Annotated in this window: 21 protein-coding genes; 7 read left to right on the plus strand and 14 right to left on the minus strand. The window is 58.3% G+C overall.

The genetic code is table 11. The annotated features are described in order from the left end of the window. Positions 1–62: 62 nt before the first annotated feature. The 5 genes from ACYVGU_RS16055 to ACYVGU_RS16075 all read right to left on the minus strand — a co-directional run bounded on the left by ACYVGU_RS16055 (position 63) and on the right by ACYVGU_RS16075 (position 6530). The gene (locus ACYVGU_RS16055) at positions 63–554 is read right to left on the minus strand and encodes a SixA phosphatase family protein (protein ID WP_460613601.1); all 492 of its coding nucleotides are present in this window, start codon (positions 552–554) and stop codon (positions 63–65) included. Positions 555–738: 184 nt separating this feature from the next. Continuing rightward, a complete protein-coding gene (locus ACYVGU_RS16060) occupies positions 739–2442 on the minus strand; it encodes a GEVED domain-containing protein (RefSeq protein ID WP_460622895.1) in 1704 nt (567 codons plus the stop codon). Between the two features lie 280 nt (positions 2443–2722). Then, complete coding sequence (locus ACYVGU_RS16065; protein ID WP_460622896.1) at positions 2723–3997, minus strand: M43 family zinc metalloprotease; 1275 nt, start codon at positions 3995–3997, stop codon at positions 2723–2725. A gap of 348 nt (positions 3998–4345) precedes the next feature. Next, entirely contained in the window at positions 4346–5590 is a 1245-nt protein-coding gene (hflX, locus tag ACYVGU_RS16070; protein ID WP_460623401.1) for a GTPase HflX, read from the minus strand. 160 nt (positions 5591–5750) lie between these two features. Continuing rightward, complete coding sequence (locus ACYVGU_RS16075; protein ID WP_460622897.1) at positions 5751–6530, minus strand: c-type cytochrome; 780 nt, start codon at positions 6528–6530, stop codon at positions 5751–5753. A gap of 184 nt (positions 6531–6714) precedes the next feature. On the opposite strand from ACYVGU_RS16075, the gene ACYVGU_RS16080 reads away from it, so the two are divergent. Further along, positions 6715–7842 (plus strand): glycosyltransferase family 4 protein, encoded by a 1128-nt coding sequence (locus tag ACYVGU_RS16080; protein ID WP_460622898.1) that lies wholly within the window; start codon positions 6715–6717, stop codon positions 7840–7842. A 63-nt stretch (positions 7843–7905) separates the two neighbouring features. Further along, entirely contained in the window at positions 7906–8448 is a 543-nt protein-coding gene (gene rfbC / locus ACYVGU_RS16085; RefSeq protein WP_460622899.1) for a dTDP-4-dehydrorhamnose 3,5-epimerase family protein, read from the plus strand. A 102-nt stretch (positions 8449–8550) separates the two neighbouring features. On the opposite strand, the gene ACYVGU_RS16090 is transcribed toward rfbC, so the two are convergent. After that, positions 8551–9861 (minus strand): UDP-N-acetylmuramoyl-tripeptide--D-alanyl-D-alanine ligase, encoded by a 1311-nt coding sequence (locus tag ACYVGU_RS16090; protein WP_460622900.1) that lies wholly within the window; start codon positions 9859–9861, stop codon positions 8551–8553. A gap of 60 nt (positions 9862–9921) precedes the next feature. On the opposite strand from ACYVGU_RS16090, the gene ACYVGU_RS16095 reads away from it, so the two are divergent. After that, positions 9922–12219: an FG-GAP-like repeat-containing protein gene (locus ACYVGU_RS16095; protein ID WP_460622901.1), complete on the plus strand. Its 2298-nt coding sequence runs from the start codon at positions 9922–9924 to the stop codon at positions 12217–12219. A 134-nt stretch (positions 12220–12353) separates the two neighbouring features. Here ACYVGU_RS16095 and ACYVGU_RS16100 read toward each other — a convergent pair whose 3' ends face one another. The 3 genes from ACYVGU_RS16100 to msrA all read right to left on the minus strand — a co-directional run bounded on the left by ACYVGU_RS16100 (position 12354) and on the right by msrA (position 15258). Beyond that, positions 12354–13163: a nitrilase family protein gene (locus ACYVGU_RS16100; protein WP_460622902.1), complete on the minus strand. Its 810-nt coding sequence runs from the start codon at positions 13161–13163 to the stop codon at positions 12354–12356. A gap of 102 nt (positions 13164–13265) precedes the next feature. Further along, on the minus strand, positions 13266–14423 hold the full coding sequence (locus ACYVGU_RS16105) for a pyridoxal phosphate-dependent aspartate aminotransferase family protein (protein ID WP_460622903.1): 1158 nt from the start codon (positions 14421–14423) through the stop codon (positions 13266–13268). A gap of 160 nt (positions 14424–14583) precedes the next feature. Beyond that, the gene (gene msrA, locus ACYVGU_RS16110) at positions 14584–15258 is read right to left on the minus strand and encodes a peptide-methionine (S)-S-oxide reductase (RefSeq protein WP_460622904.1); all 675 of its coding nucleotides are present in this window, start codon (positions 15256–15258) and stop codon (positions 14584–14586) included. Between the two features lie 129 nt (positions 15259–15387). Between msrA and ACYVGU_RS16115 the strand changes: the two genes are divergently transcribed. Beyond that, positions 15388–15783, plus strand: a complete 396-nt coding sequence (locus ACYVGU_RS16115) for a hypothetical protein (protein ID WP_460613612.1) — start codon at positions 15388–15390, stop codon at positions 15781–15783. 73 nt (positions 15784–15856) lie between these two features. Beyond that, positions 15857–18736 carry a TolB family protein gene (locus ACYVGU_RS16120; RefSeq protein ID WP_460622905.1) on the plus strand — a complete coding sequence of 960 codons (2880 nt, stop codon included), beginning with the start codon at positions 15857–15859 and terminating at the stop codon, positions 18734–18736. A 95-nt stretch (positions 18737–18831) separates the two neighbouring features. Here ACYVGU_RS16120 and ACYVGU_RS16125 read toward each other — a convergent pair whose 3' ends face one another. Next, positions 18832–19269, minus strand: a complete 438-nt coding sequence (locus tag ACYVGU_RS16125; protein WP_460622906.1) for an META domain-containing protein — start codon at positions 19267–19269, stop codon at positions 18832–18834. A gap of 357 nt (positions 19270–19626) precedes the next feature. On the opposite strand from ACYVGU_RS16125, the gene ACYVGU_RS16130 reads away from it, so the two are divergent. Continuing rightward, on the plus strand, positions 19627–20076 hold the full coding sequence (locus tag ACYVGU_RS16130; protein WP_460622907.1) for a DUF2141 domain-containing protein: 450 nt from the start codon (positions 19627–19629) through the stop codon (positions 20074–20076). Between the two features lie 2 nt (positions 20077–20078). Here ACYVGU_RS16130 and ACYVGU_RS16135 read toward each other — a convergent pair whose 3' ends face one another. After that, positions 20079–20558: a YdeI/OmpD-associated family protein gene (locus ACYVGU_RS16135; RefSeq protein ID WP_460622908.1), complete on the minus strand. Its 480-nt coding sequence runs from the start codon at positions 20556–20558 to the stop codon at positions 20079–20081. Positions 20559–20784: 226 nt separating this feature from the next. Then, a complete protein-coding gene (locus tag ACYVGU_RS16140; protein WP_460622909.1) occupies positions 20785–21852 on the minus strand; it encodes a TlpA family protein disulfide reductase in 1068 nt (355 codons plus the stop codon). A gap of 305 nt (positions 21853–22157) precedes the next feature. Here ACYVGU_RS16140 and ACYVGU_RS16145 point away from each other — a divergent pair, with 305 nt between their 5' ends. After that, positions 22158–22859: a DsbA family oxidoreductase gene (locus ACYVGU_RS16145; protein WP_460622910.1), complete on the plus strand. Its 702-nt coding sequence runs from the start codon at positions 22158–22160 to the stop codon at positions 22857–22859. A 70-nt stretch (positions 22860–22929) separates the two neighbouring features. Here the strand turns inward: ACYVGU_RS16145 and ACYVGU_RS16150 are convergent, their stop codons facing one another. Next, on the minus strand, positions 22930–23361 hold the full coding sequence (locus ACYVGU_RS16150) for an META domain-containing protein (protein ID WP_460622911.1): 432 nt from the start codon (positions 23359–23361) through the stop codon (positions 22930–22932). A 69-nt stretch (positions 23362–23430) separates the two neighbouring features. Further along, on the minus strand, positions 23431–24414 hold the full coding sequence (locus tag ACYVGU_RS16155) for an aldo/keto reductase (RefSeq protein WP_460622912.1): 984 nt from the start codon (positions 24412–24414) through the stop codon (positions 23431–23433). Positions 24415–24654: the final 240 nt, after the last annotated feature.

Raw genomic sequence — 24654 nt, forward strand, 5'->3', positions numbered from 1 at the left:
GTAGGAGGTGGGTTTGAAAAGTAGTGCCAGTGCGGCAGCAAGGTTCCTAGGCCACCGGGTCCCTAGTTGTGTTTCGGATAATCGTAGAAGTAGTATTCGGCATTCGCCCGGTCAATTTCAACCCAATGGGCGCAGTTGAACTTCAGGCACACAATGGCCGCCGTGGGCATATCCGGAATTTCGCTGGGCGAAAGCAGATTGGCAAAATCGGTGAGGGTGTTGTTGTGGCCCACCAGCAGCACCGAGTCCGCCGTATCGGGGCACTCGCGCACCACCGTCAGCAGTTCGGGCACGGTGGCCTCGTAAATGCGGTCTACTACCTGAATGCGCTCAGCCGGATACTCCAGCTCGTGGGCTACTAAGGCCGCCGTGCTCAGGGCCCTAACGGCTGATGATGCCACGATGAGGTCAAGCTGAATATTACGCTTGGCTAGCGCCTGGCCCATCAGCGGCGCATCGTCGCGGCCACGGTCGTTGAGGGGCCGTTGCTTGTCGCTTAAATCATCGAAGCTCCAGCTCGATTTGGCGTGGCGCATCAGGTATAAGGTCTTCATAAGGGAGAAAACAGTAGGCACGCCTCTTTACTGTGGCGCTAGGAAAAGGTTTTGCTTCGGAGGGCGGGTACGTCCAAAATCGGGCCGGTAACTAGCCGGCAACTAAAAAGACCCGCCCAGCCGGGCGAGTCTTTTCGTTGCAAGCTACGCAATGCCAGCGGTTTAAAGCCGGCAAGAGCCTAGGTTATTCTTTAATGAAACGTTGGTGCGTCACCTGCTGTCCATCGGCAATGCGCAGCGTGTACACGCCTTTGGCCAGGCGGCCCACATTGAGCAAGTTGCCATCAAACGATACCTGCTTCATTTCGGCGCCGCGCACATCGTACACCCGCACCGAAACAGCGCTGGCGTTGAGAGCAGCTGGCACTTCAATGTTTAGGACATCTGCAGCTGGGTTCGGGAAAATGCGGTAGCCCGCAGCTTCAGCCGTAGCTCCGTCTTGGCGGGCAGTGCCACCCGAGATAGAAATGCTGTAATCTTCGGTTTCACCGTAGCTGTAGCTGTTGCAGCTGGTGGTAGCCGAGGCATCGCTCATGACAATGCGCAGGCGGGTTTTGCCCGTTTTGGCAGTAGCTGGTACCGTGAAGGTGCTGGTCAGGGTGCTGGCCGAAGCGCTGCTGCGGCTGGCTACTAGCTCGCCGGAGTCGATGAAGTCGCCGTCCTGGTTGTAGTCGATGTGCACTTTCCAGTACTCAGTGTAGGCCGTGGAGGCATAGCCCGCGGAGTAGCTGATGGTCTGGGAAGAGCCGGCGGTTACGGTAGTGGACAGGGCTGTGCCATCGTAGTAGCCTGCATTGGCCCCCGAGGTGCGGCTGATAGAGCCTAGCTGCACAAAGTCAATCCACTCATACGACACTGAATTGCCTTTGGAAGCGCAGTACGTAGGCGTGGTTGGGGTAGTGCCGCCAGGAGCAGTGCCACCGGTAGAAGTAACTAGGCCCACGCGGGCGCCGCCAGTGGCGAAGAGGGCATTCATGCGCGAAGACTGGCCGTTGGAGAACATGTACATGCAGGCATCATCGGTATAGTCCATGTAGTTCATGAACATGTCGCCGTTGGGCCCGTTGGAGCAGGTCACCTTCGGGAAGGAAGGGCAGCCGTAGTTGCTGGTTTGCTGGGTCGGGGTGTCCGACACCAGGTCATTGCCGCAGCTGGCATCGCCCCAGATGTGGCGCAAATTCAGCCAGTGCCCTACTTCGTGGGTGCCGGTACGGCCCAGGTTAAACGGAGCCGAGGCCGAGCCGCCGCGCCCGAAAGCCGACGTCAGGATTACTACCCCATCGGTGCTGACGGGGCCGCCCGGAAACTGTGCGTAACCCAGTACGCCGCCCGATAGGTTGCACACCCACAGGTTCAGGTATTTGGTAGCATCCCAGGCGTTCAGGCCACCAGTAGCCGTGCTCTTCATCTTGTCGTCGGTGCCCCAGCTCGTGATGGTCGTCGACTTGCGCTCGATGCCGGTGGTAGCGGTGCCGGAAGGCGTGCGCTTGGCCAGCACAAACTGAATGTTAGCGTTAGCAGCCAGGCCAGCAAAAGCCGAAGGCGTCTTGCTTACGTCGGCGTTGGTTTTGCTAAAGTCCTCGTTCAGAACCGTAATCTGCGACTGAATCTGGGCGTCGGAAATGTTCTGGGCCGTGGTGTTGTACAGCACGTGCACCACTACCGGAATGGTAATAACAGCCGTAGTGCGTTGGGCTACCGGGTCGGCTTGAAACTGGCGGGTCTGGTTTTCGATGTTCGACAGGCGCTGGGCCATGGTCGGGTCGGCGGCCAGCTGCGCCGCCAAGTTTTCCATGGTCGAGCACTGCCGGACCGTTTGGGCTTCCGCCGTAAGCGAGGCGCCTAGCCCCATGCAGGCCAAGGCCAGGGCGTAGATAGTTTGTTTCATAGAGAAAGGGTTTGGTTGTGAAAAAGAGGAATGGAGCGGGTAAAAAAGAAGGCAGGTGTGCTGGCTGTGAGAAAAGGGCGAAGGGTACTATGGTGAGGTAAGGCCGGTTGCTAGGGTGCCGGAAAGGCTAAACTGCTTGGTGCCTGCTGTTTTAGCGAAGACGATTCAGCAACTCTCCGAAAGCACTTGCTGCCGCGCTGAATTGGGAGCGCTGGCACGTACCCACAACGCCCACTCCAATCAGTATCGGAGCGGGCGTTATTTGGTATAAGCGGTAGGGCTACTCCTTGCGGAAGCTCTGGTGCTGAGTTGATTTGCCGTCGGTCAGGACGAGGTGGTAGATGCCATTAGGCAGGGCCGAGATGTCAACGTTACCAGCTTCGAGGCTGCGCGCCTGCTTCATTTCGAAGCCACGCAGATCGTATACTTTCGCCGACCATTTGCTGGCGGGCATGTTCAGGCCTGTGCGGATCGAGAGCTGATCGACAGCGGGGTTCGGGAATACATTCAGGGTTTCTACCGAAGTAGAGCTCATGAGTGGAGCGGTACCGCCGGTTGAGCTGACCAAACCCACGCGGGCGCCACCAGTGGCGAAGAGGGCATTCATGCGCGAAGACTGGCCGTTGGAGAACATGTACATGCAGGCATCATCGGTATAGTCCATGTAGTTCATGAACATGTCGCCGTTGGGCCCGTTGGAGCAGGTCACCTTCGGGAAGGAAGGGCAGCCGTAGTTGCTGGTTTGCTGGGTCGGGGTGTCCGACACCAGGTCATTGCCGCAGCTGGCATCGCCCCAGATGTGGCGCAGGTTCAGCCAGTGCCCCACTTCGTGGGTAGCCGTGCGGCCTTTGTCGTAGGGTTTGGCTGTGCCGCCGGGCAGCGAGGAGTACAATACTACTACCCCATCGGTGCTAGGCGAACCACCCGGAAACTGCGCGTAACCCAACAGGCCTTGGCCCAGGTTACACACCCAGATGTTCAGGTATTTGGTCGCGTCCCAGGCATCATCGCCGCCGCGCTTGGAGTTCTTAACGGCATCGTTTGAGCTCCAGGAAGAGGTTTTGGTGTATTTGTGGATAATGCCGTTGGTGGCCGTGCCGGTTGGTGTGCGCTTGGCCAGCGTGAACTGAATGTTGGTGTTGGCCGCGGCACCCGCGAAGGCCGCCGGAACTAGGCTGGCATCGGCGTTGGTTTTGGCGAAATCCTGGTTCAGTACATCAATCTGAGCCTGCACCTGCGCATCCGATACGTTCTGAGCCGTGGTGTTATACAACACGTGCACTACCACCGGAATAGTTACGGCAGCATTTGTGCGCATGGCCGTGGTGGGGTTATTCACAAACTGGCGCGTCTGAGATTCAATGTCCTCCATGCGCTTTGCCAGGCCGGGGTTAGCCGCCATTTGCGCCGTAAGCACATCCATCGTCGCGCACTGGCGGCCAGCACCAGCCGGAGCAAAACCGTTTGCAAGGGCACCAAGCTGGCCGCTCTGCGCTGAGGCAGAGGCTGCTAAACATACTAGGCCCAAAGTGAGAGAGTAAAAGGTTTTCTTCATGTGAAACGGGTTGGTTGTGGAAACGGAAACTGTAATTTAAGCGCTTATTACTGATTTGTTAATAAAAGGTTCGTTAAACTGAAAAATTATTTAAAATATGCTCTTTAGGAGTGATAATGTTTAAAATAAAGTGACCAAATGCTGAATCCCTACTGTTGTTCTGCTTGCGACCCAATCTGCTAATCAAGAGCTCAGTTCATAAGCAAACAGACTTGCCAGTAAAGCAGGGGCTAGTAAAAAACACGGCACGTCACTTGGGTAATGGAGCCTTATTAGCGGGTTGCTAGGACGCTAAAACGCCCGAACCGCTGATGCGGCCCGGGCGTTTTTCTGAATGCTCAGTGGCGTTTACTCGCTTTCGTCTGGCTGGGTGGCACCGTAATACTGATGCTGCGAAAGCGCCGATACGTGCCGTACGAGCAAGTCGCGGAGCTCATCAATGTTTTCGCGCTCCTGGGCCGAGATGAATATAACCGGGTCGTGCAGCTTGGCCATGTACGTAGCCTTCAGCTGTTCCAGGGTGGGGCGCGGCGTGTGCTCCTCGTCCTCGTTCATGCCCTCGAAGCCGCTGTGATACCCCACTTCTTCTTCGCTATTGTACCGGTCAATCTTATTGAACACCAGCAGCATTGGCTTTTCAGCCGCCCCAATGTCCTTGAGCGTGTCATTGACTACGGCAATCTGGTCCTCAAACGTAGGGTGGGAAATATCCACCACGTGCACCAGCAAATCGGCTTCTCTGATTTCATCGAGTGTGCTCTTGAAGCTCTCAATCAGGCGGGTGGGCAGTTTCCGGATAAATCCTACTGTGTCGGAGAGCAGAAACGGTACCGTGTCCAGTACTACCTTGCGCACCGTGGAGTCAACGGTAGCGAAGAGTTTGTTTTCGGCAAACACATCGGCGCGGCTCAGCAGGTTCATGATGGTGCTTTTGCCCACGTTGGTGTAGCCCACCAGGGCTACCCGAGCGATGCCCGAGCGCGACTTGCGCTGGGTGTGGCTTTGCTTATCAAGCTCCTTTAGGCGCTCTTTCAGCAAGTCAATTCGGTCGCGCACCACGCGACGGTCGGTCTCGATTTCCGTTTCACCAGGTCCGCGCTGGGCTACGCCACCACCTCGCTGTTTATCTAAGTGAGTCCAGAGGCCAGTCAGGCGGGGCAGCAAGTACTGGTACTGGGCCAGCTCTACCTGCGTGCGGGCCGTCGCCGACTTGGCGCGGCTGGCAAAAATATCAATGATCAGGAGCGAGCGGTCGACGATTTTGACTTTCAGCTCGGCCTCCAGGTTGCGGAGTTGAGAAGGTGAGAGGTCATCATCGAAAATAACCATGCTGGCATTGGAATGCTGCACGTACGCTTTGATTTCCTCTAGCTTGCCTTCACCCACAAACGTGCGGATATCGGGCTTTTCGAGGCGTTGCACAAAGCGTTTGGTGACGGTAGCGCCGGCTGTTTCAGCCAGAAAAGCCAGCTCGTCGAGGTACTCCTGCGTGCGGGCATCAGCTTGGCGCTTGTCGGGTACGGCTACCAGCACAGCGGTTTCTTCTTCGGGAGCGGTTTCGTAGGTGCCATCTTTGCCTGATTTGGCCAGCATGCGGCCTACGCGGCCTTTTACAGTATCGGTAGCGCCGGGGTGGCGGGTGCTTTTGCCCGGCTTACGGCCTTTGGAGGCGGGTTTGTTAGCCATGTGGAAAGGGGTAATGCTAGGGGAAGAGGTGGGGTGAACGGTAGGGTAGGGAGCAGATGCTGGCTTTCTATTTCAAGGTAAGGGAGTAGGCTACCACCTGTTGAATCTGCTCTTCCGTGAGTTGCTCCTTGAAGGAAGGCATCTTGCCAAGGCCGTTCACTACCATATACACGCGGCCCGTGGTATTCAGGTTGCTCTTGGTTAAATCGTGGGCGCCGTTGAGGCCCAGTTTTCCATCGGTACCGTGGCACACGGCGCAGTTCTGGGTGTAAAGGATTTTGCCAGCTACCAGCGCCTCATCGCCGGAGGTTTCTGCCGCGGGTACCTCGGCTGCTGCCGCGAGGGTTGCTACATCCGCCGCCGACAGATCAGTGCTCAGCGACGTTGTATCAACCGGAGCGGAAGCTTCCGGCGTGGCCGTGGCTTCGGCCCGGCCAATGGGGGTGCCGGCAGGGTTGGAGGCCGCTGTAGGGCTAGTAGGGCGGCTAAGCGTAAAGGAGCCCGTTTCGGCTAAGCCATACACATACAAAAACCCCAGGAACGTGAGCACTACGCCCGCTTTGTGTTGGCGACGCATGGCAGCAATGGCCAGCGGCAATAGCACCACTACTAGGCCCAGTTTCACCCACAACCAGCGCGGTGTATCACCCGGGTATTGGGCTAGCAACGTGCCACCGGTTAGTAGAATAAGCAGGCCTAGTACCGAGTCGGCTACGCGGGTACGAGCCCGCACAGTGCGCAGCGTGTCCTGCCGGTTGGTTAGCAGCAGCACGGCTTTAAAGGCGTAGAACAGTAAAAATGCCAGCACAACCAGCAGGTGCAGGCGCAACAAAAGCGGGGAAGGCATCAGCGAAATAAGGTAAAGAAGAAGGCAGGAATGTAGCTCGCAAAGATAGGACGCTCGGGAACGGCAGCACGAAGTTGGCCCCAAACCAGCCCTAAATTCAGACTTACCGTATAGGGCCGCCGGAAGGCCCGTATCTTTGCGGCCCGTTTGCTCCCTAGCTTCTTCTTTTCCTTAAACCTCCGGAATGCGCGTTGCCATCGTTATTAATACCAGCTGGAACATCTGGAATTTTCGTCGGAGCCTAGTAAAGGCCCTGCAGGCTGCCGGCCACGAGGTGCTAGCCATTGCCCCACCCGATGCGTATTCTGAGCGGTTGGAAACTGAGCTGGGCTGCCGATTTGTGCCGATTCTGATGGAAAATAAGGGTACCAATCCGCTTAAGGATGCCCAACTCACCGGCCGGTTTTACCGCATCTATCGCCGCGAGCGGCCCGATGTAGTACTGCAGTACACCATCAAACCCAACATCTACGGCACTATTGCCGCCAAACTGGCGGGCATCCCAAGCGTGAACAATGTGTCGGGCCTAGGCACAGTGTTTATCGTGAAGAACTTGGTAAGTAGTGTGGCCTTGGGCCTCTACCGCTTTGCTTTTCGCTTTCCCAAGCGCGTCTTTTTCCAGAACAACGACGACCGACAGCTTTTCCTGCAGCATGGCTTAGTTGCGGAGCGCATCACTGATCTGCTGCCCGGCTCCGGCATCGACACGCATAAATTCCGGCCCGCCGCTGAGTTCACGCGTCACGAGCCCTTCACCTTCCTGATGATTGCGCGGGTGCTGTATGAAAAGGGCGTGGAGGAATATGCGGAGGCCGCCCGGTTGGTTCGTGAGGCAGTACCCGGAACCCGCGTGCAGCTGCTGGGCGGTATTGATGAGTCGGGGGGGGTAGGCGTGAAGCGCGTGGTGTTCGAGGAGTGGCTGAAAGCCGGAAACCTGGAATATCTAGGCACCTCCGACGACGTAGCCGCTCACATCCGCCAAGCCGATTGCGTAGTACTCCCCTCGTACCGCGAAGGAACCCCCAAAACCTTGCTTGAAGCGGCCGCCATGGGCAAGCCCATCGTCACGACGGACGTACCGGGCTGCCGCGAAACGGTGGTTGACGGGCAAAATGGCTTGCTCTGCGAAGTGCGTAATGCCCAGGATTTGGCTGCCAAAATGCTTCAGATCGTGCGCATGCCTAGTGAGGAGCTTGCGCAGATGGGCCGCGCCGGCCGGCGCCTAGCCGAGGAAAAATTTGATGAGCGCATTGTGCTAGACAAGTACCTAAGCATCGTGCATGACGTCACTACCCGCCGCAATTCTGGCTAACTTGCCACAAAATTCGGCCCCAAACCAGCCCTCATCCCTGTCTCATTATCCCATTCTTAGTCGATGGAAATTAAGCATCACGCCCTGGCCGGCGTAGTAGAGTTTACCCCCCGCGTATTCGGCGACGCCCGGGGCGCCTTCTTTGAGTCGTTCAGCCAGAAAATCATGCACGAAGCCGGCGTTGATGTAGACTGGGTGCAGGATAACCAGTCGCGCTCCATGCGGGGCGTGCTGCGGGGGTTGCACTTTCAGCGGCCGCCGTACGCCCAAGCCAAACTAGTAAGGGTAGCCCAGGGCCGGGCGCTGGATGTAGTGGTAGATATACGCCGCGACTCGCCCACCTACGGCCAGCACCTAGCGGTAGAGCTGGATGCGACCCGGTTTAACATGCTGTATGTGCCTATTGGGTTTGCCCACGGCTTCGCGGCCCTGGAAGACGACACCCTCTTTCTGTACAAGTGCAGCAATTACTACCAGCCTAGCTCAGAAGGCGGCCTGATTTGGAATGACCCTCAGCTCAATATCAACTGGGAGCTTTCTGAGCCGGTGATTTCGCCCAAAGACCAAATCCAGCCTTCCTTGGCCGAGTTTGATAGCCCTTTTTAGGATAGCATATCAACAGAGAAACCGCCCTTCTGCTGGTGTTGCAAGCTGTTAAAGCTATGGCAATACCAGCAGAAGGGCGGTTTCTCTGTTGATGTGCTTACGCTAGACTAGCTCTAGCAACGACTCCAACCCCATGCCGCGCGAGCCTTTGATGAGTAGCTGGCTGCTGCGCAACGGATTTTCGCGGAGCCAATTGGCGGCTTCGGGCTTGGTAGGGAAGTATAAAAAAGAGGAGTCCGTGACGGCGTGGTGCATGTCTTGGCCAATGAGCACCACTTTGCCAAACGGCAGGCCCTGCAGTAAATGGCCAATGGCCTGGTGCTCCGCCTGGCTTTCCTGACCCAGCTCAAACATGTCGCCCAGAATAACCACTTTTTGGGCCGGGTTTCCGGGGCGGGCGGCAAAGCTGTTGAGGGCGGCCGTCATGCTGCTAGGGTTGGCATTGTAGGCATCCAGCACCACTTCGTTGTGCGTAGTGCGCACCAGCTGCGAGCGGTTGTTGGTGGGGGCATAACTGGCCAGCGCCTCTGCAATACGAGCCGGCTCCACGCCAAAATAAGCACCTACTGCGGCCGCTGCTGCCAGATTCGGGAAATTGTAGCCGCCGGTAATCTGAGCTTCCACCACCGAGTCATCAAACAGGCGAAACTTCACGTTGGGAGCGGCACTGAGCAACTCAGCCGGATAGGTGTCAGCGGGGCCCGGATACGTGACGCGCTCCGATACGCTTTTGGCCAAACCAGGTAGCCGCATATCCAGCGTATTCACGAAGGCCGTGCCGCCTACCTGGGCCAGGAACTGGAACATTTCGCCCTTGCCTTTGGCAATGCCTTCTACCCCTCCAAACCCTTCCAAGTGTGCTTTACCGATATTGGTAATGAGGCCGTGGGTGGGCTCAGCTAGGCGGCATAGCAGCGCAATTTCGCCTTGGTGGTTGGCGCCCATTTCCACAATGGCCAGCTCATGCTCGCCGGGCCGGATGCTGAGCAGCGTAAGTGGCACCCCAATGTGGTTGTTGAGGTTGCCGCGGGTGTACTGCACCTGGTAGCGCTGGCTCAGCACGGTGTACACCAGCTCTTTGGTAGTGGTTTTGCCGTTGGATCCCGTGATGGCCAGCACCGGAATAATCAGCTGCCGGCGGTGATAATGGGCTAGCTCCTGCAGGGCCGCCAAGGGGTCGGGGGCGTAGGTATAGCGGTCGGGGTCCTGAGCGGCCAGGGCTTCATCATCTACTACTGCGTAGCGGGCGCCGGCCGCCAAGGCTTGGGGCGCGAAGTCGCGGCCACGGAAGCTAGGGCCGTTCAAGGCAAAAAACAGGGTGCCGTCCTGGGGGTGGCGTGAGTCGGTGCTGACGGCGGAAGCGGCACGGTACCGCTCGTAGAGAGCCGGGAGGTCTGCCAGGCGGTTTTGCATGTAACTTAGTGCGGAAGAAGACTGTTGGTTGATTGGACCCTGACGTAACGCCCGGAGTATATGCGCCGCTATTTTATTGGAAGCTACCTCGCCGCTTTGGTAAGCGGATTTTCACTGCCAGCAGCAGCCCAAAGCGGCGCCCCTTTCGGGTTTGAATACCAGGCTGTAGCAAAAGTAATGCACGGCGAGGAGACCCTGCTACATGCGTGGGCTGGCGGACTGAATTCGCCGCAATTTTCCAACATCGACTTAAACGCCGATCAGCAGCCCGACCTGTATGCCTTCGACCGGGCTACTAACCGCTCTTTCACGTTTCTCAACGTAGCCACCGCTACCGGCCGCGGCTGGCAATATGCCCCCGAGTACGAAGCTTTGTTTCCCCGCGACCTGCAAGGCTGGGTGCTGCTGCGCGACTATGACTGTGATGGCCGCCCGGATATCTTCACAGCGGCCAACGGCGGCAACATCCGGATACTGCGGCAGGTGCCCACGGCGCAGGGGCGGCCCGCTTTCCAACTTACCACCGATATGCTGCTGTACTTCGACCCCTCCTCGAACGGCGGCAACATCAACATCACCACTGGCGGCTACAACATGCCGAGCATTCAGGATGTGAACGGCGACGGGCGCCTGGATATCCTCACCTTCGACTTTTCCGCTGCGGTTCCTAGCATCCTGTACTTTCGCAACACCACGGCTACCGGCTGCGGCGGACTAGCCTTTGAGTTGGCTTCCACCCAATGGGGAGGGCTAGCCGCGTGTACGTCAGGGTGTACAGCCTTCACGTTTGGTACTGATTTGTGCCGGCCCTTACCCCGGCCTTTGCACACGGGTGGCTACAACATTACGCTGCTGGATTTGGATGGCGACGGCGACCAGGATTTGCTTTCCGGCCGCGACAACTGCCCGGAGCTGGTGAGTGTCCGGAATGATGGCACCGCCCAGGATGCCCGCATGACCAGCGCTGGCCTTAATGCTGCCTTCCCTACGGGCACCAATGCGGCCCGGGTGCCGAACTTTCCGGCAGCGTATCTGGCCGATGTAACCTTTGATGGTCGCCAGGACGTGCTGGTAACGCCCAACCTCTTCGATAACGTAGATACCGTCGAGACTAGGCAATCGGTGTGGCTGTACCGCAACACGGGTACAGGCGCGGCGCCCACGCTAGTGCGCGAGCAAACCGACTTCCTGCAGCACGATATGATAGACGTAAGCGAAAGCGCGGCGCCTACCTTCGGCGACCTAGATGGCGACGGCCTACTGGATATGCTGATCGGGAGTGTGAGCCGCAACAACGCCAAGCGGTTTTACCGCGCTAGCCTCAGCTACTACCGCAACACTGGCACCCGTACCCAGCCGGTCTTTAAGCTGGTAACCAACGACTACCTAGGCCTGTCCGGCCTGAAACTGGTTTCCCTGAAGCCCGTGCTGGCCGATTTAAATCAGGATGGCGCTCTGGATTTGGTGTACTCAGCCTACGAAAAAGGCAGCGCGGCCAATACCATAGCCTACGTGCTGAACACGGCAGCCGTTAGCCAGCCAGCGCAGTTCAACTTGGCCGCTATCAGCAACTTCGCCAACGTGCCCGGCCAGAAACATGACGCGCCCTGTTTTACGGATGTGGATGGCGACGGGCGCCTGGATATGTTGCTGGGTACCAACTCCATCACCACGGATAACACGGGTGGCTCGTTGCGCTATTACCGCAATACGGGCGCGGCGGCACTGAGCCAGACGTTCGTGCTGCAAAACAACGATTTCGGCCAGATCAGGACGAGCACCGGCAGCCGGCCGAGCTTTCTGCACCCTACCGTAGCTGATTTTGACGGAGACGGCCGCCCCGACTTACTAACGGCCGATGCCTCTGGCGAAATCCGCTTTTTCTCTGATTACCGCGCCCAAACCGGAGCTTTCACGGCGCGCACCGATGTGTTCTATAATGCCCTCACGCAGCAGTTTATAGCTCCCCGGCTGGGCTCCGCGGCTGAGTTCCGGTATGCGCCCACCGCCGCCGATGTTAACAACGACGGCGCGCCGGAGCTGTTTCTGGGGCTGGAAGGAGGCGGTATTACCAGCTTTGTGGGCCGCAATAGGGTAGTAACTGCCAACCAGCCCGTTCGACCCACGCTAGCCCTGCAACTGTACCCAAACCCTGCCTCAGCCACTGCAACTATTTTGGCGCCGTCTCCGGTCCGCCTCACGTTGCTTGACCTGACGGGCCGCGTAGTGCGTCGCCTTCCCACCTTCGCCCGCGAACATCAGCTGAACGTAGCCGGGTTGCCGGCCGGCGTATACCTAGTACGCTGCGAAACGGTAGCCGGTGAACTAGGTGTGCGGCGCCTAGAAGTAAGCAAATAGCCTGAAAATAAGCTTTTCAGGTTCACCTAAAGATGGCACCAGTCCTGACAGGAGAATTGCTGAATCAATTCAAAAAGAGAGGCCACTTGACTGAATGTCAAGCGGCCTCTCTTTTTATCACCAGATGCCTTTATCTACTTTGACCCAGCAGAGGGAGCTAGTATCGTGTGCAGCTCAAACGAGTCGCCATCGTTGAGGGCCGGAAAACGCTCCCGGAAGGCGGTTAGCTCGTCGCGGCGCAGGGCCCGCGTGATGCTGGTTTCCTGGTTGCCTACTTCTACTAGGTACTCGCCGCGCATATCAAGCAGGGCCGAGTCGCCGGCATAGGCCAAGCTGTTGTCATCAATACCCACCCGGTTTACCCCGAGCGTGTAGGCCAAGTTCTCGATGGCGCGGGCCCGCAGCAGCGTTATCCAGGCGGTGCGGCGAGTGGTGGGCCAGTTGGCAACGTACAGCAGCAAATCGTACGGTTGGTCGGGAGAGTTGCGGCTCCACACCGGAAAGCGCAGGTCGTAGCACACCAGCGGGCAGATGCGCCAGCCGCGCCACTCCACAATCAGGCGCTCAGTGCCGGGTGTGTACACGTGGTGCTCTCCGGCCATGGTAAAGAGGTGGCGCTTGTTATAGTAGCTAAACGAGCCATCGGGCTGCACCCACAGCAGGCGGTTGTAGTAGCGGCCCTCTTCCTCCACAATAAGGCTGCCGGTAACCACGGCATCGTGGGCGGCAGCTTGGTGGCGCATCCACTCCAAGGTGGGGCCCTCGGTAGGCTCAGCCAGGGCTGCCGCTTCCATGCTGAAGCCGGTCGTGAACATTTCGGGCAGCACAATCAGGTCCGTTGGAATCGAAATGGCATCCATGTGCCGGCCTAGTTCCTGGCGGTTGGCATGCGCATCGTGCCAGGTCAGGGAAGCCTGTACAAAGGAAACGGTAAGGTCAGACACAGCTCTAGCGTAAAGTGAAAGTCAGGAAGCAGGAAGAAGTATACCGAAAAAAGGTAATACCAAAAAGGGAAATGTTTCTATTCGAAACTTTCCCGGCCCCAACTACCGCCGCGGCAGGCGCTCAGCAGCAGCGCGCAGGGTAGTGTCTTGCTTGGCAAAGCAAAAGCGCACCAACCGGTGATCCTGCCGATTGTGGTAGAACGCTGATATAGGCACCACGGCTACCCCGCTTTCAAGGGTTAACTGGCGGGCAAACGTTTCATCATCCAACTCCGGGGCCACGTCCTGAAAATCAGCGACCTGAAAGTAGCTGCCCTGCACCGGCAACAGCCTAAACCCCGTGGGCGCCAGCAGCTCCCGGAACAGGTCGCGCTTTTGCTGGTAAAACTGGGGTAGTGAGTCGTATAGGGCCGTATCCGCCAGCACATCGGCCAGGGCGTGCTGGGTTGGCGTGCTCACGCTGAACGTCACAAACTGATGCACGCGGCGTAGCTCCGTGGTGAGAGCCGGCGGTGCCACGCAGTAGCCCACTTTCCAGCCCGTGGCGTGGTAGGTTTTGCCAAACGACGACAGCACAAAAGCCCGCTCGCGCAGCTCCGCGTGGCCTATCACGCTCTGGTGCTGCTCGCCATCAAACACCATGTGCTCATACACTTCGTCGCTGAGCAGTAGGGTAGGGGTATCGCGTAGCAAACCGGCCAGCTGGTCCAAATCTTGGGCGGTCAGGACGGCGCCCGTGGGGTTGTGTGGGGAGTTGATGAGCAGCAGCCGGGTACGCGGCGTGAGAGCCGCAGCTACTAGGTCCCAGTCGGGCCGAAACCCTGGCAGCTGCAGCGGCACGTATACCGGCGTACCACCCTGCAAGCGCACAGCGGGCGCATATAGGTCGTAGGCCGGTTCCAGAATCAGTACTTCATCGCCGGGGCGTACTACGGCCGCCAGCACCGCGTACAGGGCCTCGGTAGCGCCACTCGTGATGGTAATTTCAGTAGCCGCATCGGGCGTGTAGCCGTAGAGACGGGTTGTTTTGGCGGCAATGGCTTCGCGCAGGCGCGGCAGGCCTGGCATAGGCGCGTACTGCTGGTGGCCGGGCGTGAGCACGTGGCGGGCCAGCGCCTCCAGTAGCGGCTGCGGCGGGTCGTAGTCAGGAAAGCCCTGCGCCAGATTGATGGCTCCACTTTCCTGGGCCAGCTGGGTCATCACGGAGAAAATGCTGGTGCCTACATCGGGCAGCTTCGAGAGCAGCAACGGCTGAGCCATAAAAGGGAGCTAGAAACAAGAGGATGGGCCCCCAAAGTACACCTGGTTAGCTGAAAACCCAGCGCCAACTCGTAGGCTTTAGCCTTATCATGAGCCTAGCACTTGCCCGAAGGCAAAACGCTAGGCAGTTGCTGTCCATAGAGCCTCTACTCAGGAAAGGCTACAGCGGGTTTTTGAGCAGCTGCGGAAACGTATGCCGAAACTTCTCCACTTTGGGTGTCGAGATGCTGCGGATGTACGCTTCCTGCGGATGCAGTCGGTAGTAGCCTTGGTGGTAGCCTTCAGCGGGCCAGAAGGTAGCAAACGGTACCACCTGCGTGACGATGGGGTTGCTGTATTGCTTGGCCGCATCTACGCGCCGGATAGCTTCCTGAATAAGTTGCTTTTCCTGGGGCGTGCGGTAAAAAGCCACCGAGCGGTATTGGGCGCCAGCATCGGGGCCTTGGCGGTTCAGGGTAGTCGGGTCGTGCGCGGCCCGAAAAAACACATCTACCAGCGTAGCAAAACTGATTTGCTTGGGGTCGTAGTACACCTGCACGGCTTCGGCGTGGCTGGTCTGGCCGCTGCCCACTTCCTCATACGTAGGATTGGCCTCGCGGCCACCACTGTACCCTGATACTACCGCCTGCACCCCTTTCAGCTCTTCAAATATTTCCTCCGTGCACCAGAAGCAGCCGCCGGCAAACGTGGCCGTAGCCAGCCCGCGCAAATCGCGGGGGGCGGGAGAAGCTGTGGAGCGGGCTAGTACCTGGCTACCCGTCTGGGCTTCGGCAGGGCGCCGCTCTGAGCAGGAAAACAACACGGCCAGCAAGGTGGCAAAACAGAAATACCGCATGGGTAAGAAGGTAAAATCAGTGAGAAAGAGCAGTATATACGCAGGAACTTAAACCCCCGGTGAGGCCGCCGCCGTAGAAGCTGTTCCTTAACGCCTCGTCAGCCCGACCCTATTCGTTAGTTTTCTATCATGGCCTTACGTCTTCTGCACCAAGATGCTAGCATCAGCATTTGTTTTGACTATCAGGAGAACTGGCTTTCCGCCGAATGGACCGGGGAACAGAACGGCGAAACTGTGAAAGCCGGCGCCCTGCGGATGCTGGACCTGATGCGCCAGGAGCAGTGCCATAAAGTGCTGAATGATAACCGACTCGTAACCAGTATGTGGTCGGAGGCGGCGGAGTGGGGCGGCACGGAGTGGTTTCCGGCCATGGCCGATGCGGGCCTAGAGTACTTTGCGTGGGTATACTCGCCCAACGTGTACAGCCGCCTTTCCACAGACCTGACCCTGAAATACACCACCCGCCCCGTTGTGCTCACCTTCGACAGCATGGATACTGCCAGCGCCTGGCTGCGCCAGATGTAAAACCGCACTCCCGGGCGCTTGCTTTCCGGCGGCGCGGGTAGTTTATTCGGAAGTTTCAACCCTAGCTTGCTGCGTGATTTTCTTTCTGCGTACCCTGCTGCCAACGGCATTGCTGGCTGGCGTTTCCCTAGGGGCAGTTTCGGCTCAAAGCCTGCTGCCCGCCCTTCAGCAAACGCCCGCGGCCCTGCGCTGGTATGAGGTGCGCACGCCGCACTTTCGGGTGCTGTACCCAGCAGGGTTTGCTGACCGTGCCCGCCGCACGGCGCATCGGCTAGAGCAGGTACACGAGCCCGCTGGCGCATCGTTGGGCATAGCGGCACGGCCCGTCACGGTGGTGCTGCAAACCCGCAATACTATCGGCAATGGCTTCGTGACCTTGCTGCCGCGCCACTCCGAGTTCTTTACTACCTTCCCCCAAGATCCTTACCTAGTAGGCACCCTCGACTGGCTTGATCAGCTCACGGTGCACGAGTATCGCCACGTGGTACAGTATGATAAGGCGCGCCAGGGCTCCGGCCTGATTGGCTACGCGCTGGGCGGCTATGGGGGCCTGGGCCTGACGACGCTGGGGGTGCCCGATTGGTTTGCCGAAGGCGACGCGGTAGGCACTGAAACTGCCCTAACGCGCAGTGGCCGCGGCCGCATTCCCAACTTCGATGCCTACCTGCGCGCCAACCTGCTGGCTGGCCGCCGCTACACTTACGCCAAAGCCGTGGGCGGCTCTTACCGCGACTATGTGCCCAACCACTATGTGCTAGGGTACTTCCTCACCACAAGCCTTAAGCGCACGGCTGGCCCCGGCGTGTGGGGCAATGTGCTGAACCGCTACTACCGCTTCCCGGTCTATCCGTTTTCCTTTTCCGATAAGCTGCGCCTGACCACCGGCCTGCGCACCGACGACCTGTACCAGCGCACCATGCAGGAGCTGGACAGTACCTGGCGCACCCAACAAGCTCGCCGGGAGCTTACCCTCGCCACCCAGCTGCCCGTGGCCTCTTCCGAGAAAATTTTCACCGAGTACCAATACCCACAGTATCTGGATAACAACACAGTGCTGGCCCTTAAAAGCGGCTTGGGCCACACGCCCCGGCTAGTAGAGTTGCGGAGGGGTGGGCTGGAACGGGAGTTGCTTGTGCTGGGCCTCAACAACAACCCCGAGCAGCTTTCGGCGGGCGGCGGGCGGGCGGCCTGGCTGGAGTTTCGGTACCACCCGCGCTGGCAGCAGCAAGTGTATTCGGAGCTGCGCATTCTGGACCTGGCCACCGGCCGACTGAGCCGCCCGGGCCGCCGTACGCGCTACTCAGCGGCGGTGCTCTCGCCGGATGGGCAACGCCTGCTCGCCGTCAGCACCGACTCGGCTTATCAGCACCGCTTACAACTGTTAGATGCTGCTACCGGCGCTACCCTGCGTACGTACCCCAACCCCCAGAATGAGCCCTACTTACATCCACGCTTTGGGGCCGACGGGCGCACAGCCGCGCTGGTGCGGTTGGAGCCCGCGGGCAAGCGGCTAGAGCTGCTGGAAGTTGAAACCGGCCAGGCCCGCACCGTTTTGCCCGCCGCCAACGACAACCTCTCGCACCCCCAGCCCTGGCAAGACTACGTGCTGTTTAACTCGCCGCGCTCAGGCCAAGATGAGGTGTACGCCGTGCGCATCAGCACCGGCGAGGTGCGACAGGTAACGGCCCGGTCCGTAGGCGCCTACCACGCTACCGTAGCGCCCGATGGGCAGCGGCTGGCGTTCCATGAGGTGCAGGCCCAAGGCAGCCGGGTGCTGGAAATGCTGCTTACTCCGGACCAGTGGCGCCCCGTAGCGGCCACGGCCGGCAACCTCACCAACGCCTACGCCGATGTTCTGGCTGCCCAGGAGCCGGGCGCGCGCACTGTGGGTAGCATTCTGCCTACTGATTCGGTGGCCGGAGTGCCGCTTACGGAGCACCGCTACCGCCGCCTGCCGCACGCCCTCAACCTCTATGGCTGGGGCTTGGTGCAGAGTCCTACGGGCACGGGCCTCAACCTAGGGTTGCGCGCCCAAGATGTGCTCAGCACAACCCAAGTGGTAACGGGCGTTGGCTACGATGCCACAGAGCGCACCGGCCGCGTATTTGCCGATGCCAGCTACCAGGGCTTGGGGCCGATACTGGACCTAGGAATTGAGCACGGGGGCCGCCGCGCCATTGGCCCGGTAGCTCCCGATGAGTTTGCCGATGACCGGTGGCAATACACGCGCCTGAGCGTGGGTAGCCGCCTGCCTTTGGTGCTCACTACCTCTCGCATGCTCACCGCCTTTACGGCCGGCGCTTATTACCAACTCGAGCAAACACAAGGATACAATTTCCTGGTACCTCCGGGCCGCACAGAGGTTGGTAGCCAGCCGCTGCACGCGCTGCTGGGCAGCCTAAGCTTTTCACGCACGCTGCGCCAGAGCTACCGCGATGTAGCACCGCGCTGGGGCCAGAGCGTGAGCATGGTGTGGCGCGGTACGCCTTTCGGCAAGGGCATTTCGGCGGAGCAACGGGCGGTACAGGCCAGTTTATTTCTGCCCGGCATAGGCTGGCATCATGCTGTGCGGTTGCGGGCCGGCTATCAGTGGCAGCAGCAACAGCAGTACCGGTTTGGAGCAGCCATATTCTACCCCCGCTCTCTGCCGTATCTGAGCTATAACCAACTCACTTCCTACAGCGCCGAATACCGGTTGCCGCTGGCTGATGTGCATTGGGAGTGGGGCCGGGCCTTGTATGTGCAGCGGCTGAAAGGTGCCGTATTTGCTGATGGTGTACGCGGTGAATCCGGCCCGCTGCGCAAGTCCTATTATGCCACGGGCTTCGATGTGTCGGCGGTGTTTAATCCGTTGCGGTTGCGCACGCCCTTAGAGCTAGGGATTCGTACCGTGTATAACTCCTTCGACCAGCGCTGGCAGGTGCAGCCCTTGCTCCTGAATATCGGCTTCTGATCCTTTCGTAACAGCAGCACGTCCTGATTCTCGTGGCAGAATCAGGACGTGCTGCTTTGTAGGTACTGTACTAGGTATCTCGTAACTCTTAACCCCTACTTGGCGGCTTTGTACACCAACAAGGGCTGGGCGTGCGCAGCATCATACAGCGAAAGCTGATGGTTGCTGATAGTGTAACGCGTCACTTGAGGGAGTAACTCGAGGTAGCGCGTTTCCTGTGACTGGGCGGCGCAGGTGGCATACGTACTGGCTTGGGTGCCGAACCGGAGCTGCGGTGAGCCAGGAGCCAGCGTGTACTGTCCGCCGTAGGTATTGCAGGCTGCCCGCCCTGAGTTGGTGCTGCCCACGGCACTAAGCACCAAGTCGGTAGCAGTGCTGCCGGGCTGCGCACTAATGGCCTGTCCTTCCAGCTCCACTAGCTCCCAACGCTGATCCAGCAGGTACACGGGTGCCGGCATGGGTTCACTGTCTTTGGCGCAGCTGGTCAGCAACGCAGCGCTTGTCAGCAAAGTCAGGAGGAAGGAACCACGCATAAGGCAGCACAACAGATAGGGTGAGGAGTAGTACAAGGAGCAAGGTAATCAGCAAATAGTTGCATGCTAATTTCGGCTCCCATTTTAGGTCGCTTTTCTGCTGCCTGCCTCCAAATTTTTGGGCTGTTTTCCGGCCAAATTTTCTGAGGAAAAAGCAGCGGTGTTTAGTACCGTTTACTAGACTGATACTGGCCCCAAACCTGACTTTTGTGCAAGGTTTAGATCTTGTATTTCAAAGGATTACATGATGGTTCGGTGCTTTAGCAGGGCTAGTGTGGCGGAACTGTAACCGGGGGCTACGTAATTATTTTTGAGCGGCGTGTGTTAGAGCCTGCATTCCAATGCCTATCTTCTGCCATGCTAGTACTTCCGCTCCTTTGCCTCCCTGCTTTTTGTGCTACTGATTTGGCTGTTCCGGCCGCGGCTCCGGTGGCAGGCTCTGCCACTTCCATCACGGTGGTGGTATCGTCGCTGGCCTCTACCTCTTCTTCCGTGAAGCTGTACTTCTATAATGTGCGGGAAAAGTTTCTGGAGAAAGGTGGCTATGCCTTCATGCGGGTAGTGAAGCCAGGCGGGCAGCGGCAGGTAACCTTGCCAGTAGAGTTGCCGAATGGCGACTGGGCCGTGGCCATCACGCAGGATACCAACAACAACGATAAGCTGGACAAGAACTTTATGGGCATCCCCACGGAGCCTTTTGCCTTTTCCAACAATGTGCGCCCCCGCCTAGCCCCTCCTGATTTCAACGACTGCAAGTTTACCGTCAGCGGCGCGGGCAAAGTGGTGAGCATCGTACTTACTAAGTAAGCTTACTCTTTCCGAAACGGATGCGCGCCTTTAGCTAGGCGTTCCGTTAGCTCCACGGCCCGCCGGGCGCGGGTTTCCGGCTGCCGTGCCGTCGTAATATGCTGTACTACTGCCCGGCGCATACTGGCGGAAAGCTTTTCAAACCCTAGCCCGGCCTCGGGCCAGGCTGCAAACGCTTCGCTAAGCTCATCCGGAATATCTACGCGGTCGGGCTCCGGGTCGGGGGCGAGCATAAGCGTAACCTGCTGGCCAACCTGCACGCTGGCGGCTTGGCACAGGTCTTTGTTGAGCATTAGGTAGCGGCCCCCGCCGGTTTGGGGCAGCAAGCTCAGCCGGATAGGATGCCCATTGAGCGTGCCAACTACCCGTTTTATGCTTTTGCCGCCCAGTGCCTCCAGCACCAGCGGCGGCACCACAACCACCTGCGTAGGCATAAAGCTGGGCCCGCCCGCCTCAATGCAGGACGTGAAAGTAGTAGACATGATATAGGGTTAGAGTAAGTTGCTAGGCTAGTAGTTGTTACATGTAGTTTTACTGGTGGCAAACAGCAGAGTAAGGACGGTTTCTGGCAGCTAGCCGCTGGGCCCCAAACCATACGTCTTTGAGCTGGGGTGCCGCAATGTGGCCCTCCTACGCATCATAGAGATACTTGCCAGGTAAAGCTACCTTCTGCTTCCGCTTATCAGTGCCCGTAAGGGCCAACGATAGTTATAAAGTTTGTTGTAATTTCTTTCGCAGTCCTGGCAGCAAGACATCGACGGCCACAATGTGGCCTGTGCTATCCACAAGCAGGTTGGCCGGGATGCCGGTAACGGCAAAACGCCTGATGTCCTCTCCATTCCCGCCTTGCAGCTCCGATAGGTGCGGGATATGCAGGCTGTCCTCGGCAATGGCTTGCACCCACTTGTTGTAGTTGTTGTCCAGCGAGACGCCAATCATGCCGAAGCCTTTGCTGTGGTACTGGTTGTATAGTTGGCGATACTGGGGCATTTCCATGCGGCAGGGACCGCACCAACTCGCCCAAAACTCAATCAGCGTTAGTTTATTCTGTTGAAAGAGGCGTGCCGCATCCAGCACTTGGCCCGTTGGGGTCTTGCCCGCCAGGTGCTGGATGCGGCGGCCCACAAAGCGCTGACTGTTCTGGTTGCGGCCTTCGTTTTTGGCCAGCTGCTTGTCGAGTAGCTGGCCCGTGTAACTCTGTTTCAGCTGCGCCGGCATAGCTTGGTAGTACTGACGGAAGCGCTCCACCGAAGGCCGGTCATTGCGGTTATCCAGCATAGCATAAAGTGCTACCACGGAGGTAGGATGTTGCCGAACGAATAGATCAGCCGCCGCGGCCCAGTAACTGGACGCCCGGTAATTGAAGCCGTTGACGGAGTCCGCCCATTGCTCTATCAGAGCTTTATTGCCGGAGCCGAAGGTCTCCCTAAACTTGGCCGTGACCAAGGCTTTATCAACGAAAAACTTATGCCAGAGGCTGTCCCGCGTGAGTAGATATTGCTCCCACTGCTGTTGCAGCGGGGAGGTAGAGAAAACGACCGTGTTTTTTAAATAAGAACCCATATCGGGCCGCTGATAGAAGTCGGTTCGAATCAGCTTTTTCGTGGCTCTTATATGAATAGAGTCGGTAGGCAGCTGCAGCTCGATGTAGCCTGAAACCGTGTTATCTGCTTTGCTGACGTAGCGAAGACCGTAGAGACCGGGCTGGGTAACTACCCCCCGCAGTGAAAAGCGGCCATTGGCGGTTTGCGTCGCATTGATAACGGAGTCTTGCATCCATAATTTTGCCTGACAGTCTTTACACCCTTCCACATCCGCTACAATCAAATAGCTGTGTTCTTCGGGCTGCTTTTGCTGGCAATTGCTAAGCAGTGCTACACACAGCAAAAAAATCCAAGTGCTTTTACAAGTAGCCCTAACACACATACTATTCAGCTTTTCTTATATAGGTAAGTGTTGGCTCTGGTAGCCGTTATTTACCGAATACAACTTGGCGTATGTAATGCGCCTTTCCAAAGCCTCGGAAAACTTTTTGGTCCTTGCGAGGCTTATAGCCTGCTGAAAACATAGATCTTCTTCCCATGAAAATAGAAATCTGGTCCGATATCGTGTGCCCGTTCTGCTACATCGGCAAGCGGCGCCTGGAAAATGCCTTGGCAAAATTTCCCCACGCCGAGAACGTAGAAATTCACTGGCGCAGCTTTGAGCTGGATGCGCAAGCCAAGCCCGAGCCCGGTGTGAGCCTCTACAAGCGCCTCGCCGCCAAATACAACAACACCGAGGCCTGGGCCCGCCAAATGAGCGCCAACATGACCCAGTCGGCTGCTGAACTGGGCCTGGCCTTCGACTTCGATAAGGCCGTGCACGCCAACACGCTGCATGCCCACCGCCTTGTACACCTGGCCGAGCGCCACGGCAAGCAGGACGCGGCCAAGGAGCGTTTTTTCAAGGCCTATCTGGAGGAAGGCGAAGACCTCAACGACTTCGCTACGCTCACGCGCCTGGCCACTGAGCTAGGCCTGCCCGCCACTGAAGTAGCGCAGGTGCTACACTCCAATGAGTTTGAGCAGGAGGTGCGCCACGACGAGTACCAGGCTCGCCAGATTGGCGTGCGCGGCGTGCCCTACTTCGTGTTCGATGATAAGTACGCTGTGTCGGGCGCCCAGCCCACGGAGCTGTTCCAGGAAGTGCTGGAAAAAGTGTGGGAAGAGTCGCGGCCGCAGCCGGTGCAGCTGGCCGGCGCGGATGGCGCCGCCTGCGGTATTGATGGCAGCAACTGCTAATAAGCAGCCTAGCCTACAAAGTCAAAACGGCCGCCCTAATATAGGGCGGCCGTTTTGGTTGATAACGAACCTAGTCCGCGTCTTTAAAAACTAGGATGGGCTTCAGGGAATTGGTGGCATCATACAGGCGCAGTTCTCGCCCACTAATTTCGTAGTTAACCGTGCGGGGCAACACGTTTAGATACTGATCTTCCAGGCTTTGTCCGCCACAGGTAAGCTTGGTGGTGGCCTGCTCACTGATGGTTAGCCGGCCCGCCGGGCCTAGGGTAAACACACCGCTGTACGTGTTGCAGGGCGCTTGGCCGCTGGTCTTGTCCGTAGCGGCATCAAACTCAATATAAGAGCTATGCGCGCCTGAATAGCTGGAAGCCAGTATCGGGAAGTCCTCCACCTTTTCCAGCATCCAACGCGTACCGGGTAACTGCGAATCCTGGTTTTTGTCTTCGCAGCTACCAAGCAGCCCCAGCGCGGCCACGCACACAGAGAGAAAAGATAGGCGCATAAGTAAAGCGATTATAGAGTAGGAGAAACACCTGATGCGCTGATGATACCAAGCCCGCGCGTAAGGTTGCTAGAGCTGAGCTAGTTGTTGCGAAATGAAATCTACCTCCTGCGGGGAAAGCTGCACATCAATAGCGTGAGCATTCTGCACGGCCTGCTCAGCGTTGCGTGCGCCCACCAGTGCCACCGAAATGCCAGGCTGCGCTAGGGTCCAGCGGAGCACCAACTGCCCCAGTGTGGCGTTTTTGGTTTCCGCCATCGGCCTGATTTTGTCGAGGAAGGCATTTACGCGCGTCACAAACTCCGGAGTGAACAGCGGGTGGCCCCAGCGCAGGTCGCTGGCATCGAAGTGTTGGCCCGGCTTGATTTTGCCCGTGAGCAGGCCTAGCTGCAGCGGGCTATAGGCCAAAATGGCTTTGTTGTGCTCCAGGCAATAGGGCACCACATCCTTCTCAATATCACGGCGTACCATGCTGTAGGGCACCTGGTTAGAGGCGAGCTTAACTACCTGCTCAGCTTCCTGCATCTGCTCCACGGAGTAATTGCTCACGCCAATGGCGCGCACTTTGCCCTGCTCCACGAGGCGCTGCACAGCTTCCATGGTATCGGCAATGGGCGTGGTGATATCGGGCCAATGGATCTGGTACAAGTCAATGTAGTCGGTGCCAAGGCGGCGCAGGCTGTCTTCGCACTCCTTCATGATGCTTTCCGGCGCAGCGTACTTGTACACATCAATGTCTTGGCCCTCGTTGTTCTTGCTCTTGAAGCCGAAGTCGCCTTTGGTATCGTCCCAGCGCATGCCAAACTTGGTCAGGATCTGCACCTTGTCGCGGGGTAGAGTTTTAATGGCTTCGCCCACAATTTCCTCGCTTAGGCCCTGCCCGTAAATAGGCGCCGTATCAATGCTGGTGACGCCCAGCTCATACGAGGCCCGGATGGCGCCTACGGCGTCGTTCTGCTCGGTGCCGCCCCACATCCAGCCGCCGGCTGCCCAGCTGCCAAACGTAATGCGCGAAACCTGTAAGCCGGAGTTGCCTAGTTCAATGTATTCCATAGCCAGAAAAATAACGGTGATGCCCTGCCGCCCCGGCGGCGTTGCCGGGCGTGCAGGAGCTAGTAACTACCCGCTCTGCCACCTGAATGTTGCGGCTGGGCCACTACGGTTGGGTTTCGTTTCAGGCGCCGGAGCGGTTGAGCGGGCCAGAAGGGCTAGTAGCCGGCCATCAGAATCAGACAAGAGGCGGGAGAAGGCTGTGGGCAGCAGGTAGATAAATTAGCGCTATACTTCGGACAC

This window comes from Hymenobacter tenuis, from assembly GCF_054780495.1.